The organism is Martinezella sp. CNPSo 3732, from assembly GCF_057784515.1.
Map to the genome: position 1 here is coordinate 389,285 of NZ_JBXSOO010000003.1, position 15,966 is coordinate 405,250.

General features: G+C 59.4%; 16 protein-coding genes. 7 read left to right on the forward strand and 9 right to left on the reverse strand.

Annotated features, from left to right (window positions below; all coding sequences use genetic code 11):
* Positions 1 to 27: 27 nt before the first annotated feature.
* Genes AC13RM_RS10550 through petA form a run of 3 tightly spaced genes read right to left on the reverse strand, consistent with a single transcriptional unit; the run spans position 28 to position 2,784 of the window.
* Complete coding sequence (locus AC13RM_RS10550) at positions 28 to 894, reverse strand: cytochrome c1 (RefSeq protein WP_113230281.1); 867 nt, start codon at positions 892 to 894, stop codon at positions 28 to 30.
* 22 nt (positions 895 to 916) lie between these two features.
* Positions 917 to 2,191, reverse strand: a complete 1,275-nt coding sequence (locus AC13RM_RS10555) for a cytochrome b (protein ID WP_113230280.1) — start codon at positions 2,189 to 2,191, stop codon at positions 917 to 919.
* Positions 2,192 to 2,205: 14 nt separating this feature from the next.
* Positions 2,206 to 2,784: a ubiquinol-cytochrome c reductase iron-sulfur subunit gene (petA, locus tag AC13RM_RS10560; protein WP_113230279.1), complete on the reverse strand. Its 579-nt coding sequence runs from the start codon at positions 2,782 to 2,784 to the stop codon at positions 2,206 to 2,208.
* A 466-nt stretch (positions 2,785 to 3,250) separates the two neighbouring features.
* Here petA and AC13RM_RS10565 point away from each other — a divergent pair, with 466 nt between their 5' ends.
* Positions 3,251 to 4,198, forward strand: coding sequence for an endonuclease/exonuclease/phosphatase family protein (locus AC13RM_RS10565; protein WP_440480073.1), 948 nt, complete (start codon positions 3,251 to 3,253; stop codon positions 4,196 to 4,198).
* A gap of 21 nt (positions 4,199 to 4,219) precedes the next feature.
* Here AC13RM_RS10565 and AC13RM_RS10570 read toward each other — a convergent pair whose 3' ends face one another.
* Entirely contained in the window at positions 4,220 to 6,082 is a 1,863-nt protein-coding gene (locus AC13RM_RS10570; RefSeq protein ID WP_374815260.1) for an ABC transporter ATP-binding protein, read from the reverse strand.
* Between the two features lie 311 nt (positions 6,083 to 6,393).
* Here AC13RM_RS10570 and AC13RM_RS10575 point away from each other — a divergent pair, with 311 nt between their 5' ends.
* Positions 6,394 to 7,005 (forward strand): LysE family translocator, encoded by a 612-nt coding sequence (locus AC13RM_RS10575; protein WP_113230276.1) that lies wholly within the window; start codon positions 6,394 to 6,396, stop codon positions 7,003 to 7,005.
* Positions 7,006 to 7,108: 103 nt separating this feature from the next.
* On the opposite strand, the gene AC13RM_RS10580 is transcribed toward AC13RM_RS10575, so the two are convergent.
* The gene (locus AC13RM_RS10580) at positions 7,109 to 8,962 is read right to left on the reverse strand and encodes an ABC transporter ATP-binding protein (RefSeq protein WP_440480074.1); all 1,854 of its coding nucleotides are present in this window, start codon (positions 8,960 to 8,962) and stop codon (positions 7,109 to 7,111) included.
* Between the two features lie 393 nt (positions 8,963 to 9,355).
* Between AC13RM_RS10580 and AC13RM_RS10585 the strand changes: the two genes are divergently transcribed.
* Together AC13RM_RS10585 and AC13RM_RS10590 are read left to right on the forward strand one after the other, a co-directional pair.
* Positions 9,356 to 9,847, forward strand: a complete 492-nt coding sequence (locus AC13RM_RS10585) for a tRNA (cytidine(34)-2'-O)-methyltransferase (protein ID WP_440480075.1) — start codon at positions 9,356 to 9,358, stop codon at positions 9,845 to 9,847.
* Positions 9,848 to 9,941: 94 nt separating this feature from the next.
* The gene (locus tag AC13RM_RS10590; RefSeq protein ID WP_440480076.1) at positions 9,942 to 11,093 is read left to right on the forward strand and encodes a hypothetical protein; all 1,152 of its coding nucleotides are present in this window, start codon (positions 9,942 to 9,944) and stop codon (positions 11,091 to 11,093) included.
* An 89-nt stretch (positions 11,094 to 11,182) separates the two neighbouring features.
* On the opposite strand, the gene AC13RM_RS10595 is transcribed toward AC13RM_RS10590, so the two are convergent.
* Positions 11,183 to 11,443 (reverse strand): hypothetical protein, encoded by a 261-nt coding sequence (locus AC13RM_RS10595; RefSeq protein WP_285171540.1) that lies wholly within the window; start codon positions 11,441 to 11,443, stop codon positions 11,183 to 11,185.
* 171 nt (positions 11,444 to 11,614) lie between these two features.
* On the opposite strand from AC13RM_RS10595, the gene hemF reads away from it, so the two are divergent.
* The 3 genes from hemF to AC13RM_RS10610 all read left to right on the forward strand — a co-directional run bounded on the left by hemF (position 11,615) and on the right by AC13RM_RS10610 (position 13,306).
* Complete coding sequence (gene hemF, locus AC13RM_RS10600) at positions 11,615 to 12,526, forward strand: oxygen-dependent coproporphyrinogen oxidase (RefSeq protein WP_285171207.1); 912 nt, start codon at positions 11,615 to 11,617, stop codon at positions 12,524 to 12,526.
* Between the two features lie 192 nt (positions 12,527 to 12,718).
* A complete protein-coding gene (locus AC13RM_RS10605) occupies positions 12,719 to 12,997 on the forward strand; it encodes a hypothetical protein (protein ID WP_113230270.1) in 279 nt (92 codons plus the stop codon).
* Positions 12,998 to 13,120: 123 nt separating this feature from the next.
* A complete protein-coding gene (locus AC13RM_RS10610) occupies positions 13,121 to 13,306 on the forward strand; it encodes a DUF1059 domain-containing protein (RefSeq protein WP_075851104.1) in 186 nt (61 codons plus the stop codon).
* A 39-nt stretch (positions 13,307 to 13,345) separates the two neighbouring features.
* Here AC13RM_RS10610 and AC13RM_RS10615 read toward each other — a convergent pair whose 3' ends face one another.
* From AC13RM_RS10615 to AC13RM_RS10625, 3 genes are read right to left on the reverse strand one after another with little or no spacing between them, the layout of a single operon-like run.
* Positions 13,346 to 14,602 (reverse strand): CCA tRNA nucleotidyltransferase, encoded by a 1,257-nt coding sequence (locus AC13RM_RS10615; protein ID WP_440480077.1) that lies wholly within the window; start codon positions 14,600 to 14,602, stop codon positions 13,346 to 13,348.
* On the reverse strand, positions 14,599 to 15,234 hold the full coding sequence (locus AC13RM_RS10620; protein WP_113230268.1) for an NUDIX hydrolase: 636 nt from the start codon (positions 15,232 to 15,234) through the stop codon (positions 14,599 to 14,601). Before AC13RM_RS10620 ends, AC13RM_RS10615 begins: the two co-directional genes overlap by 4 nt.
* Positions 15,231 to 15,854: a DUF1285 domain-containing protein gene (locus AC13RM_RS10625; RefSeq protein WP_112334301.1), complete on the reverse strand. Its 624-nt coding sequence runs from the start codon at positions 15,852 to 15,854 to the stop codon at positions 15,231 to 15,233. Before AC13RM_RS10625 ends, AC13RM_RS10620 begins: the two co-directional genes overlap by 4 nt.
* Positions 15,855 to 15,966: the final 112 nt, after the last annotated feature.

Consider the following 15,966-nt stretch of genomic DNA (forward strand, 5'->3'; position numbering starts at 1 on the left):
GCCTTCTCTAGATCGTTGTCGCGATGCTCAGTGAGCGCCAGCCTTGGCATAGACGGAACGCTTGGTGAGATAGATCAAGATTGAGAAGATCAGCAGGAACACCATGACCATGAAGCCAAGGTGCTTGCGATCTTCCAGGTGCGGTTCTGAAGTCCACATCAGGAATGCGGAGACATCTCTCGCATACTGATCGACCGTCTGCGGCGCGCCGTCGTCGTAAGTCACCTGACCGTCCGAAAGCGGCTTCGGCATCGCAAAGGTCGCAGCCGCATCGAAATACGGATTGTAGTGCGAGTTCTGCGGTACGGTGAAGCCGGCCGGCGGCTCTTCATAGCCTGTTAGCAGCGAGTAGATGTAGTCCGGGCCACCTTCCTGATATTGCGTGAAGATGTCGAAGATGAACTGCGGGAAGCCGCGCTCGATTTCGCGCGCCTTGGCAAGCAGCGACATATCAGGCGGCACGGCTCCGTTGTTGGAGGCAGCGGCAGCCTCGTCGTTTGGGAACGGCGAGTTGAAATGGTCAGACGGAAGCGCCTTGCGGGTGAACATTTCACCCTGAGGGTTCGGGCCGTCCTGCACTTCGTAATTGGCCGCAAAGGCCTTCACCTGTGCTTCCGTATAGCCGAGGTCTTCCAGCGTGCGGTAAGCCACGAGCTTCATCGAATGGCAGGCGGAACAGACTTCCGTATAGACCTTGAGGCCACGCTGCAACTGCGCCTTGTCATAATAGCCGAACGGGCCGGAGAAGGTCCAATGCTGCTCGCGCGGCTCCTTCAGCGGGTAATGCGGCGTTTCGGCTTCGGCAGCGGGCTTCGTTTCCGCGGCGATTACGGCGGCAGTCGAGATGCCGCCGATGAGCGTCAGGGATAGAAGGCCGACAATAATCTTCTTCATCGTTTTCTTCCTCTATCGCCGGTTATGCTTGAACCGGAGCGGCAACTTTACCGCCCTGTTTCTCAAGAACCGCTTCCGTAATCGAATTTGGAATGCGCCTCGGAGTCTCGACAATGCCGAGCACCGGCATGATGACGAGGAAGAAGAGGAAGTAGAACAGCGTCGCGAACTGCGCAGCCGTGGTGTAGATGCCTTCCGCGGGCTGCGAGCCCAGCCAGCCGAGCAGGACGGCATCGGCGATGAACAGCCAGAAGAACAGCTTGTACCACGGGCGATAGACGGCCGAGCGGATCTTCGACGTATCGAGCCAGGGCAGGAAGAACAGCACGATGATCGCGCCGAACATCGTCAGAACGCCGCCGAGCTTGGAGTCGATCGGGCCGATGTTGAAGGTAATCGAGCGCAGCATCGCGTAGAACGGCAGGAAGTACCATTCCGGAACGATGTGGGCCGGCGTCTTCAGCGGGTTGGCCGGAATGTAGTTATCGGCATGGCCGAGGAAGTTCGGCAGATAGAAGACGAAGTAGGCGAAAACCAGCAGGAAGACGGAAACGCCAAGCGCATCCTTCAGCGTCGCATAGGGCGTGAAGGCGACCGTGTCGGTCTTCAGCTTGACTTCGACGCCGGTCGGGTTCGTCTGGCCGGTCACATGCAGCGCCCAGATGTGCAGGATGACGACACCCGCGATCATGAACGGCAGCAGATAATGCAGCGAGAAGAAGCGGTTGAGCGTCGGATCATCAACGGCGAAGCCGCCGAGCAGGAAGGTCTGGATCCAGTCGCCGACCCATGGGAAGGCCGAGAAGAAGCCGGTGATGACGGTCGCACCCCAGAAGGACATCTGACCCCAGGGCAGAACGTAGCCCATGAAGGCGGTTGCCATCATCAAGAGGTAGATGATCACGCCAAGAATCCAGAGGATTTCGCGTGGCGCCTTGTAGGAGCCGTAGTAAAGGCCGCGGGCAATATGCAGGTAGACGGCCACGAAGAAGAAAGATGCGCCGTTGGCGTGCATGTAGCGCAGCAGCCAGCCGTGATTGACGTCGCGGACGATCTTTTCGACCGAGTTGAACGCAATCGCAGTATTGGCCGCATAATGCATCGCCAGCACGACGCCGGTCAGGATCTGCAGGACCAGCATGACCGCCAGCATGGCGCCGAACGTATAGGCATAGTTCAGGTTGCGCGGAACCGGATATGCGATGAAACTATCATAGACCATACGTGGCAGCGGAAGCCGCGCGTCGACCCATTTTTCGAGCCCCGTAGATGGCTCGTAAGACGAATGACCACTCATGATTCAGCTCCCCCTCAACCGACCTTGATCTTCTTTTCCGACGTGAACGCATATTGCGGTATGAAGAGGTTCTGCGGCGCAGGCCCATGGCGGATGCGGCCGGCGGTATCGTAGACCGAGCCATGGCAGGGACAGAACCACCCGCCATATTCACCTGCCTGGCCGAGCGGAATGCAACCCAGATGGGTGCAAACGCCGATCATGACGAGCCAGTTTTCCTTGCCCTCGCCGGCCGAACGGGCAACATCGGTTGCCTGTGCGTCAGCCGGAAGATTGGCGTTGCGCGCGATCGGATCCTTCAGGTCCGACAGCTGCGCGCCCTTGGCATCGTCGATTTCCTTTTGCGTGCGGTTACGGATGAAGACGGGTTTGCCGCGCCATTTCACCGTCAGCGACATGCCAGGCTCGAGGCTCGACACGTCGACTTCGATGGAAGCAAGAGCAAGGGTCGATGCATCCGGGCGCATCTGATCGATAAACGGCCATGCGACCGAAACCGCACCAACGGCGCCGGCCATGCCTGTTGTCAAATAAAGGAAATCGCGGCGCGTAGGCTCGCCTGTGGATTCACTTGTCGTACTATGCTCGCTCAACGCTGCACATCCTCTTCCCGCAAACCACGGCAAAACCGTGGTACCCCTCACTAACGGCGAATCATCGCGACCATAATTCCGCCATAGATTCCTCCGTAACCCGCTGCGTTCTAAGCTTGATCGCAAATTATGTCCAGTCTTGGCAAGGGGTCAGGGCACAATGTCGCGGCAAAACTGCGCTATTGCGTCGCAAGGCTGGAGCCTGAACATTCTCAGAGCCGATGCGAAAAGTTAAACCCATGAAAAATCTGGGGATTTCTGTAGTATTTTCTTATATTGCAAGGCAAAATAGACAATGATTTCAATGCTGCATTGCGGAAGGCAACGTACTATCGGCACTTTCACCACTTCGTGGGACCTACGCTTTACTACTTAAATCCCAATGGATTTCCCCCGCGATTTATGGAGGATTGCGTTCGTTGTCTTGCGCATACGAAGCAGCGAAAATGAAGTACGAGAACTTCTCATGAGACACACGATTTATTGCATCCTATGCGTTCTCGCCACGCTGGCGGTCGGCATTCTTGCCGCACGTTACATTGCCGATTCCTGGCTGCTGGCCTTTTTCGAAAGTCTGCAGACCCATATAAGCCTGTTCGCGATCCTGCTTGCCTTGATCGCATTCGCCTTCAAGCGCCACTGGTATGCGCTCTTCCTGATTGCCGCCGGAATCATCCTGCTGGTTCACTCCATCCTCATGCTGCAGGAATACGCTGCGTCTTCGCTCGTCGCTTCGGCTGAGGCGAGCGGCGAGCATTTCAGGTTGCTCTCCTTCAACATCGAGGACAGCAATTTCGAAAACGGCCCTCGCATCGCCGATCTCATCATCGCCTCGAAAGCCGACGTCGTCGAAATCTTCGAGGCGGGACCGATCTTTTCCGAGATGGACCGCATCTTGAAAGTCTATCCCAACCGCATCGGCTGCGGCGTGATGACCACCGATTGCGACTCCCTGCTGTTGTCAAAGAGACCGTTCCAGACCCAACTCATGCGCAGCCTCGGCAGCCTCTGGGACAATCGCTTCATTCTTGCCACCATCGACATGGACGGCCAGCCCGTGAACTTCGCCTCCGTTCATCTGAGCAAGCCTTATTTCGATGCATTCCACCAAATCGAGCTTGGCCTGCTCGCTCCGGCCCTCAATGACGTGAAAGGGCCGTTGATAGTCGCAGGAGATTTCAACGCTTCGGTCATCACGCCCGACATGCGCGATTTCCTGGCGGCAACCGGCCTTCGCCATGCCTTTCCCGAGCCCGCCACATGGCCGATTGCTGCTGGAGCCTATGGGATCACCATCGATCACGTCTTTGCCCGCGCGCCGCTTCGGCTGATATCCGTGAAACAGATCCGCGACGCCATGGGCTCGAACCATTTCGGCCTCATGACGGAGTTCAGCATGCCTCGGCAGCAATGATCCGGCGGGTTTCAGGGTGGCTCAATCGGCATCCGCCGCAATGAAACCGCCGGACTGGCGTGCCCAGAGCTCGGAATAGAGGCCGTCCCGCGCGATCAGCTCGTCATGCGTCCCCTCCTCGATGATCTCGCCCTTGTCGATGACGACAAGCCGGTCGAGCTTGGCGATGGTCGACAGCCGGTGCGCGATCGCAAGCACGGTCTTGCCCTCCATCAGCCCATCGAGATTGGACTGCAGCACGGCTTCGACTTCCGAATCCAGCGCCGACGTCGCCTCGTCGAGCACGAGAATGGGCGCGTTCTTCAGCATGACGCGCGCGATCGCAATGCGCTGGCGTTGGCCGCCTGAAAGCTTGACGCCGCGTTCGCCGACATGGGCGGCATAGGCGGTGCGCCCCTTCTGATCCTCGAGAGCGGTGATGAAGCGATCTGCCTCCGCCCGCCGGGCCGCCTCCACCATCTGCTCGTCGCTGGCGTCGGGTCGACCGAAGAGGATATTATCGCGGATGGAGCGATTGAGGAGAGCGGTGTCCTGTGTCACCATGCCGATCGCGCTACGCAGCGACTCCTGCCTGATGGCGGCGATATCCTGTCCGTCGATCAGGATGCGGCCGCCCTCCAGATCGTAGAAGCGCAGCAACAGGTTGACGAGCGTCGTCTTGCCTGCTCCGGAGCGGCCGACGATGCCGACCTTTTCTCCCGCGCGTATGTCGAGAGAGAAATTGCCGATGATGCCGCCGCCGCGCCCATAGTGAAACGTTACATTGTCGAAACGAATTTCAGGTCCGGTGACGACCAGATCCTTGGCATCAGGCCGATCGACCAGACCGATAGGCTCGGAGATCATTTCGGCCGAATTCTGGATGGTGCCGAGATTGCGCATGATGGCATTGAACTGCGACATCATCCGGCCGAAGAGCATGTTCAGGCGCAACACCATGCTGAGCGTGAAGGCGACGCCTCCAGTCGAGATTTCACCCGCCAGCCAGAGATGAACCGCGAGCGCGCCGATCGTGGTGATCATGACGCCTGACAGCAGCGCCAGCGATGAGCGCACGCCAGTCAACAATCGCGTGAACGGCATGACAGCCGCCTGGAAGCGGTCGAAACCATTGCGGATGTAATGGTCGTTCTGCTCCTCCCGCCCGAAGAGCTTCAGCGTCTGAATATTGGCGTAGGCATCGACCATGCGACCATTCAGCATCGAGGAGGCCTCGGCTGCATTGCGCGCATGCCGACGGATGCGCGGCACGAAATATCGCGCAAGCAGAGAGAAGACGCCGATCCAGACCGCGATTACCAGCGCCAGCCGCCAATCCAGCCCGCCGACCAGCGCGATGGTGGAGACCGCATAGATGATGATGAACCAGACGACCTGCAGCAGCGAGACGACGAGATCGCCCGTCGCCTGCCCCGCCGACCAGACCTTGGTGACAACACGGCCGGAAAAATCATTCTGGAAGAATTCGACGGATTGCCTCGCCACATGCCGATAGGCCTGCCAGCGCACGAGATTGAGAAACCCCGGCACGACCACCTGTTCCTCGACCAACGCGCCGAGGCTGACGACCACGAACCGCACTACGAGTACGACGAAAACCATGCCGACCAGCGCCGCGCCATGGCCGGCAAGCAGCCCTGACCATCCCCCACCCGGTTTCACCTTGTCGAGGATGTCGACGAGATGCCCGACGAACCAGAACAACGCCGCCTCGAGCATGGCGACCGCGCCGCCGAGTGCCGCCATCGCCAGGAAGGGTCCTTTGGCCTGACCAACATAGTACCAGATGAAGGCACCGAGCGACCGCGGCGGCCGAAGATCGCCGCTGCGATAGTAAGGATCAATCCAGGTCTCGAACAGACGGAACACGGAACGGATGAGCATGCCAGCGATATAGGGAATTTCGGTGCGTCCGGAAAGTAAAGAGAGGCTGCGACAAAAGTTACATTTTCGTTAGGTTGAATAAGACGATGAGCTGGAATAGCGACCGACCCGCAATTTCATTCAAGACCCGAGAACACGACACCTCGATATTGCTTCAGGCCATCATCGAGAGGGATCCATGCTTGCCATTTCCCCACACATCGACGCGACGCATCAACGGCCTCCGTCATCCGTCGGCAGCTGCCCCGCAACGAACGGTCCGATCGGGCTTCCGCCGCACAAAAATATCACTCTGTCCTGAGGGCAATCATATGAGCATGGAGTTTCTGATAACGACGCTCATCATCGTGGCGTCTCCCGGCACTGGCGCAATCTACACGCTTGCGGCCGGATTGTCGGGTGGCATAAGGGCAAGTGTGGTCGCCGCGCTCGGCTGCACGCTTGGCATCATCCCGCATTTGCTCGCCGCGATAAGCGGCCTTGCCGCACTTCTGCACGCCAGCGCGATGGCATTTCAAGCCCTCAAATGGCTCGGGGTCGCCTATCTGCTTTATATGGCCTGGTCGATGTTTCGAGAACGAGGTGTTTTGCGTGTCGACGGCGCACCGACCGACAGGAGTACGCGGCAGGTGATTGGCTCGGCGATCCTGATCAACCTGCTCAATCCGAAATTGTCGATCTTCTTCTTCGCTTTCCTGCCTCAATTCGTGACGCCGGATCAGACAAGTCCGATCATGCTGATGCTGAAGCTCAGCCTGGTCTTCATGGCGCTCACCTTCATCATTTTCGCAGCCTATGGTGTGTTCGCGGCCTACCTGCGCCGCCATATCGTCTCAAATCCGACTGTTCAGTCGTGGATGCGCAGAAGCTTCGCGACCGCATTCGGAGTGCTCGCAGCGCAGCTTGCCCTTGCGAGCCGTTAGCGTGTTGCCTTCCAGACTTCTTTGTTAGATTTTGGATTTTTGGAAAATGGTCGCTTAGGAAAATAGCAGCTGGGGCGCCGTGGCGCCCCAGCTCTTCGGTTCATTATTGCGCTGCCGCCTCGACCTCTTCGTGGTCGGCGAGGAAGCCACCGGACTGCCTGCTCCAGAGCTCGGCGTAGATACCGCCCTCCTGGACCAGTTCCTGATGCGTGCCCATCTCGATGATCCGGCCCTTGTCGAGAACGACGAGACGGTCCATCTCGGTCAGCGTCGACAGGCGGTGGGCGATGGCAATCACCGTCTTGCCGTGCATCAGCGCGAAGAGGTTTTCCTGGATCGCCGCTTCCACTTCGGAATCGAGCGCCGAGGTTGCCTCGTCGAGCACCAGGATCGGCGCGTCCTTCAGAAAGACACGGGCGATCGCGACGCGCTGCCTCTGGCCGCCTGACAGTTTCACGCCTCGCTCGCCGACCTGCGCATCGAGCCCTGTGCGGCCGTGCATATCGACCAGACCTTCGATGAAGTCCCAGGCATTGGCGCGCTTGGCCGCCTGGATGATTTCCTCGTCGGTCGCCTCCGGACGGCCGTAGGCGATGTTGTCGCGGATAGAGCGGTGCAGCAGCGATGTGTCCTGCGTCACCACGCCGATCATGGAGCGAAGGCTGTCCTGCGTGACGCCTGCGATATCGTGGCCGTCGATGGTGATGCGGCCGCTCTCCAGATCGTAGAAGCGCAGCAGCAGGTTCATCAGCGTCGTCTTGCCGGCGCCCGAACGGCCGACCAGGCCGACCTTTTCGCCCGCGCGGATATCGAGGGTCAGATCCTCCATGACACCCTTCGCCTTGCCGTAATGGAAGCGAATGTGCTCGAAGCGGATCGCACCCTGCTTGGCAACGATCGGCGATGCTGCCGGCTTGTCGACGATATCATGCGGCTTCGACATCATCTCCATGCCGTCGTAGACGGTGCCGATGTTTTCGAAGAGCGCGGAGACCTCCCACATCACCCATTGCGACATGCCGTTGACGCGCATCGCAAGGCCGATGGCAATGGCGATGGAGCCGACCGAGATCGAGCCGCTGAGCCAGAACCAGATCGACAGAGCCGAGACGATGAATAGCGCCGCGCAGTTGTTGAAATAGACCGAGGCGTGGAACAGCGTCACCTTGCGCATCTGCTTGTGCACGGTATTGAGGAATTCCTCCATACCGGCCCTGGCATATGTCTCTTCGCGGCCCGCATGCGAGAACAGCTTCACCGTCGCGATGTTGGTATAGCTGTCGACCACGCGGCCCGTCATCATCGAGCGCGCATCGGCCTGCTGCGCGGCGATCTTGCGCAGCACCGGCACGAAATAGGCGACGATGGCGACATAGACACCGAGCCAGACCAGGATCGGAATCATCAGCCGCCAGTCGGCTGCCGCGATGACAAGGATCATCGACAGGAAGTACGTGAACACGTAGACGAAGACGTCGAGGATCTTCATGACCGTTTCGCGCACGGCAAGCGAGGTCTGCATCACCTTGGTGGCGACGCGGCCTGCAAACTCATTGGCGAAAAAAGTCATGCTGTGGCGCAGCAGGAAGCGGTGCATCTGCCAGCGCGCGATCATAGGATAGTTGCCGAGCAGCACCTGGTGCATGATGAAGCTGTCTAGGATCGCCGCAGCCGGCAAGCCGATCAGCACCATCGCGCCCATCCAGAAAAGCTTGTGCCATTCCGTCTGCAGGAAGGTCGCCTTATCCGCATGTGTCAGCCAGTCGACGATATCGCCGAGGAACTGGAACAGCGCCACCTCGCCGATCGCGATCGACATGGTGAGGATGCTCATGGCGATCAGCCACGGCAGGGCCGGCTTGGAATAATGCCAGCAGAAGGCGAAGAGGCCGCGTGGCGGCGTATCCGGCACCTCGCTCGGAAATGGATTTAGTCGGCGTTCGAACCAGCTAAACATGGACATGCTCCAAAGACTCGACCCTTCGACGACCCACTGCGCTGAAAGATCGCAGATTCATATGGTGGTCGGGTGGTAAAACGACGAGGCCATGGTGGCCGCGCAATGACTTAAAGAAGGGGGGTACTTGCGAATACGCGCCTTGTAGCGCTCGTCAAATCCGTGGGTTCACGGCACGGAGGCGCATCATCACAAACAAGATATCCATCTGAGCCTCCTTCTTTCGCAAGTTGTAGAGCGCCCGTCTTTTAGCGCGACTTTTCCTGTTTGAAAAGCGAAATATGCCTGAAAAATGGGCTGAAACCTTCAATTCTCTTTATGGGAGACATCACGGAAATGAAGAGCGCTCGAAAAACCTGAGACAAATCCGGACGATTTCGCTAGAGGCACCATATGACAAAACTGCGCATCGCCCTTTACCAACCCGACATTCCCGGCAACACCGGCACGATCCTGCGGCTTGCGGCCTGCCTCGGCCTCGGCGTCGACATCATCGAACCGGCCGGCTTCGACATATCCGACCGCAATCTGAAGCGCGCCGGCATGGATTACCTTGCCGCGGTCACCCTGATTAGGCACGTCAACTGGGAACGCTTCGAGGTATGGAGACAGGAAAGCGGACGGCGGTTGGTGCTGGCCTCGACGAAAGCGGCGCAGCGCTATACGGACTTTACTTACCACGACGACGATATTCTCCTCTTCGGCCGCGAAAGCGCCGGCGTGCCGGAGCATGTGCATGAAAAGGCCGATGGCCGCATCCTGATCCCCATGGTCGAGGGCCAGCGCTCCATCAATGTCGCGATGTCGGCGGCCATGATTTCGGGTGAAGCCTTGCGGCAAACGCAATGGCCGCCGCTTACCGCACTAGGGCCGCACCTGGCCTGAATGTCGCACCCGAATAGGCGTTGGCACGCCGGATAAAGTGTGAGAAGCTTCGCTCTGGAATGCTCTAACTCAGGCAGCCTTGGCGAGGTGACCCATGTTCCAGACGGCATTCACGCTTTCCCTTACGCAGTTTGCACGTACATTGAGCCTCCCCGAACGGCTCCAGCACTCCCCTTTGCGCAACCTCGCGCTTGAGGGCCTCCGCCAGCGCAACCTCGCTCTCGATGCGCTGTTCTACGACGTCAAGGTCATCACACCCGAGGAAGCCTTCTATATCAGTGACTCGCTCGCCGCCGAAGGCGCGATCATGCTCATTCCGCCAAGCGGTCTTGGAGCACTCACACTCTGCGAAACCATCGATGAATTCGTCCTGCGCGGCGGCCGCAATGCCCGGGCGCTCGCAGTCGCCGGCATCGGCGGTTCCGCGCTCGGGGCAGCCGCCTTTGCCCGCAACGTGGCCGATGCGATCGACGCACCAGTCGCAGTCGTCGTCTCCGGCTATGGCATAGCCGACGCCATCACCGAAGCCTTCGGCGGATCGTTTTTCTTCGGTCATTTGAGGGGGCTGCGGCCACTGCTTGAAAGCTTGGACGACCTTGCCGGTCGCCCTAGGTTCGGAGCACAGGCTGAGACGGCAGCGGCTCGCAGCAGCCTCGACACGAGAACCGTGCAGGCGCTTCTTGCCGATCCCCGCCTCTCCTTCCCTCTGCTGACGGGCCACTCCAAGGGAAACCTCGTGCTGTCTGCCGCACTGCATAACCTCTCGAAGCAGGATAAAGGACGAGTTGCTGAGCTGGCGCGGCATACTAAGATCGTGACGATCGGTGCGCGCATCGCGATGCCTCCGGTATTCAACGATGTCATCGATGTCATGGGCGAGTGGGACTGGTTCGGCGAGATCAATTCCCGCCGGTTCATCCACGCCGATCGGCGCGTCGCGCATGCATGGCATCACACGAACACCGACTTAGGCGGCCACCTGCCGGTGACCATCACGCTGATGGAAATTCTTGCGGCATCACCCATCGCCGAAGATCAGAAAGCTGGAGAACACCAAGCTGCAAAGCTCGGTGCCGCGGCCGAACGGGCGGCGATACCGGTGACAAAGTCTCCCTCACCTTCGACCGGCGGCAATGCGACTGCGATCGAGAAGGTCAAGAAAGCTTTCTCCGCGATGCCCATGCCAAGCACTCAGCCGCCCGCGTTCGGCCCGTCGGATGAGCCGCCACCGACCATGCAGCATTGAGCGCGTGACCAATCGCCAGCCCGCCTCCGAGAAACGGGAACACACTTCGAGAGCCAGCACCCGTCGACGCGGGTGCCATGTCGTTCAGTTCAGTCCGCCGATGGCAGGCGCCGCATGGTGAATTCGATGCGGTCGCCGTCGACCTGACGCCAGCTTTCGACTTCGGTCCAATAGGCCGCTTTCGGGAATTCGTTGAACCATTCACGCGCCTTTTCGCGCGCTTCCGGGCGACTGAGACAAAAGGTCTCGCGAACGAATTCGCTCTTTCCGCCGGTCGGATGGTCCTGCCGGTAACGGAATATTCTGTTTCTCAACCCATCCAGGGGCGGCGGTCCGGGTATCCTCATGATAAAACCTCGCCTTTGAGAGAGGGAACATAATACCGCATTGTGAAATTTGCGAGTCGATTCTCCTGCGACGTTGCTGCACTGGCTGCGCCGCAATCTTGCTGATATTCCAAATCACGATACATACGGTGCGAATCGCGGGCCGCCGGCTGCTCGCACCGTCGGAGAGCGTGAATGGAACGACCCAATCTTCCCAAGGGATTACCCGAGGATATTGAAGAAAAGAAAGAGGCAGCGCGACACTGGTTCGAAGGCCTGCGCGATACGATCTGCGCGGAGTTCGAGCAGCTGGAAAACGAGCTGACCGGCCCCCTTTCCGACCAGCAACCTGGCCGCTTCGTCGCCAAGGACTGGCAGAGGGACAAGGGCCAGGGCGGCGGCGGCCGCATGTCGATGATGGAGGGCCGCGTCTTCGAGAAGGTCGGCGTCCACACCTCGACGGTCTATGGCGAATTCTCTCCCGACTTTCGCAGCCAGATTCCTGGCGCCGAGGAAGATCCGCGCTTTTGGGCTTCAGGACTGTCGCTGATTGCCCATCCCGTCAACCCGAACGTGCCGACCGTGCATATGAACACCCGCATGGTAGTGACGACGAGCCAGTGGTTCGGCGGCGGCGCCGACCTGACGCCGGTGCTCGATCGACGCCGCACCCAGGAAGATCCCGACAGCGCCCTCTTCCACCGCGCCATGCAGATCGTCTGCGACCGCCACGCCGTCGCCGACTACCAGCGCTACAAGAGCTGGTGCGACGAATATTTCTTCCTGAAGCATCGCAACGAGCCGCGCGGCATTGGCGGCATCTTCTTCGATTGGCTGCATTCGCCGGAAGAATCCGGCGGCTGGAATGCCGATTTCGCCTTCACCCGCGACGTCGGCCGCGCCTTCGCAATGGTCTATCCGCGGATCGTCCGCTCCAATTTCAACGAAACATGGTCGGAAGAAGATCGCGACGAACAATTAATTCGCCGCGGACGTTATGTGGAGTTCAATTTGCTGTACGATAGGGGTACAATATTTGGACTGAAGACGGGCGGCAACGTGGAGTCGATCCTATCGTCTCTGCCGCCGGTGGTGCGCTGGCCTTAAGATACGTCGCGCAAAAGCAGGCGGCGATTTTGCGACAACGACGCAGGGTGAGCTTCGAACTTCAAGCGCAACGAATCTAAAGGATCCCGATGCGCTTGAGACGTTCAACATTAAATGATCGGACAGTGTCCTGAAATCGGCGGGAGGAGTGCCTAAGTGATCTAATGCTCGTTTCAATCGGAGGAGGTTGTAATGGCAGCAGAGAAACAAGTCGCACAAGCTTCGAAAGAACAGAAACTTTCGCGCACAGTCGATAGTCCGGAGTTTATCATCCGACTGGCCGAGGATATGCGGACCCGGAGCGGGTCCGACCTACCCCTCTCCTGTTTCATAGAGCAGGTAAGGATGCAATTGGCAGGCAAATCTCCGAGCGATATCGCCCGTTTCGCGGCCGATCGTTCGGCCAGGCAGCCGCCAATCACCCGATATCAATCGTCGGATTGCTTCAAATCCTGGGCAATGCCGGATTGATGTCCGGAAGAGCCGCCGGCAAGCGGGAGACTTGCCGGACGGCAGAAACCTTTTCTCGTTCGTTGCGTTTAGGCCTTCAGGTCGTTTTTGGGCGAGAAGCCGTTGAAAGATGAGGAGGAAGATATGCGACTGTTCGAATGTGGTACGCTCGTGCCCGGTTGCGCCTGGCACACCCGCGCCAAGGATGACGCCGAGGTGGTCCGTCGCGCCGTCGAGCACATGCGCGAAGCGCATGGCGAAACCATCATCCGCGAAAACATGGTCGACAATATCAAGGCCCGGATTCGCGACGAAGCCAACGCGGCCTGATTGGCGGACCGGGCAGTCAGCGCCAATTAGGCCTCATTATCAGGCATTGGCCAAATCCTTGAGTCGGGCGAGTAGGCTCGCCCGGTTCATCGTAAAATTCCCGTCGAGCCATTCCTGCTCAAGTTTACCAAGAAGCTCGCCCACGCGCGGTCCCGCATCGACCCCCGCAGCAAGCGCATCCGCGCCATTGAGCGGAAAAGTGGGCTTCTTCCAGTTTGCCGCCCGTTTCAGCAATTTCCCGAGCCGAGCTACGCGCGCCATCTCCTCGAAATCGCCCTCCGCCTTACTGCGGGCAACGGCTAGCGCCAGCTTCAGGCGAACCGCGATGCCGGTCGGATCATGGCGATAAAGCAGGCGATCGAAGGCCGCGTCCGAAATATCGTCCTTGACGATTGGCGCATTCGCCCAGGCTTGCAGATAAGCCCCTTCCGCTTTCGAGAGGCGCAGGCGCTCGGCAAGTTTGGCGAGCCTTGCCGCATCGGGCGGCACAATGGCCGCAAGACGAAGCAGAGGTTCCGGCGGCCAACCGAGAGCCTGTTCGGCGGCAATCAGCCCGGGAATAGCATCGATCCCCCATTTCTCGGTTTCCGGCAGCACCTCGGTCAAAATACCAATCTGGCGCATCCAGAGTAGCGCCCTGCCCGGATCCGGTGCCGCCAGCAGCTTCTTAATTTCGGACCAGACACGCTCGGCCGAGAGTGTTGAAATCTTTGATTTTGCAGCAGCACAGGCGCGCAAACCATCCGCATCAGGACGGCCGCTGCCGTAATAGGCAAAGAAACGGAAGAAGCGCAGGATGCGCAAATGATCCTCGGCAATCCGCGTCGCCGCATCGCCGATGAAGCGAATGTTGCGGCGTTCCAGATCGGCAAGCCCGCCGACGAGATCTACGACCTCGCCATCAGCGGATGCATAGAGCGCATTGATCGTCAGGTCTCGTCGCTCGGCATCGGCCTGCCAATCCCGGCTGAAGGCCACTACGGCGCGCCGCCCATCCGTTTCAACATCACGCCGCAAGGTGGTGATTTCGAACGGTTTTCCATCGATGACTAAGGTAACCGTGCCATGCGCAATGCCGGTCGGCACCGCCTTGATCCCGGCCGCCTCTGCTCTTTCCACGACCGTTTCCGGCCGGAGGGTCGTCGCTATGTCGATATCGGCAACGGGCAGCCCCATCAGACTGTTGCGGACGGCACCACCGACCACGCGCCCCTCGCCGCCATCGGCATTGAGCAGCGCCAGCACTCGCTGCAATGCCTCATCGCGAAACCAGGCCTCATCGGCAACGGACGTCATGTATAGAGCCTTTCATAAAGCGTTCGGACGATACCCGCGGTAATGCCCCAGATCATGCGCTGCCCATAGGGCATGCGGTAGAAATGGCGTTCGCTTCCCTGCCAGAGCATCGTATCGGTCACATGATGGTCAGGGTCCATCAAGAAGGAGAGCGGCACCTCGAAGGCATCTTCCACCTCCGTCGGATTGAGAGCCAGATGAAAGCCCGGCTTCACCACGGCGAGAATGGGTGTGATGCGAAAGCCGGTAGCCGCCAGATAATGCGGCAGCCGCGCCACCGGTTCGATGAAGATGTCGGCGAGCCCGATTTCCTCGCCAGCTTCACGCACCGCCGCCATTTCCGGCGACGCGTCTTCCGGATCGATGGCCCCGCCCGGAAAGGCGATCTGGCCGGAATGCTTGCGGAGCGTCGATGTCCGGAGGGTAAAAATGACCCTGGCATCGTCGCCGCTGTCGACAACAGGCACGAGCACGGCGGCATCCTTGAGCTTCAGGTCCGCAACCTGCGATATGGTCTCGGGATTGAGGAGATGATCGCCATGATCGCGCCAGGCAAGCTCCACCGGCCCACCACTCTGATGGAGGGCGCGACGGCGGAATTCATCCGCGGAATAGAGGGGAAATTCATTCATCGAGTAAGCGCATCCAGTTCGGCAACCGGCATGACGGGAAAGATAGAGCTGCCAGAACGCACGCAGAAGATCTCCCGCCCGGCAATCACGACGGGCTCACCAAGCTCGATGAGATCGTACATGACCGCACGCGTCACCAGAGCCTCGAGCCGCCCGCGGACATGCAGATAAGGCTTCAGCTCGTCGTTCTCGCCGCGTATGACGAAGCGGATCGGATGGTCCCTGCCCGCCTCGACGACATCGCCGACATTCGTGCGGAAGGTCAGCACCCGTCTGCCCTCACGCTCCGTCACGCTCATCTCGACGGCCACGAACGGCGCGTCGACGACGCGAATGCCCACCTTTTCCACAGGCGTGACGAGATAGGTCTTTCCATCCTCGTCCTTGCGCAGCACTGTGGAAAACAGCCGCACTAAAGGCGCGCGGCCGATCGGTGTGCCAAGATAGAACCAGGTGCCATCGGCGCGGATCTCCATGTCGATATCGCCGCAGAATGGCGGATTCCAGCGATCGACTGGCGGCAGGCCCTTCTTAGAGCCGCCGCTATCGCCGGCCGCGCGCGAAATCAGCGCCGCGAGGCTTGCGGCGTCGCCCGTTGTCCTGATTTCCTCGGTTGCCATTCTTCTGTCCCGGTTGGTCGTTAGTCAGGAATATGACAGTTCTCACGAGATAGTCATTTGAAACGTGCTTGTCAGCGGTCTTGCTGGCGATAAGTTGTATTGATTATGAGGC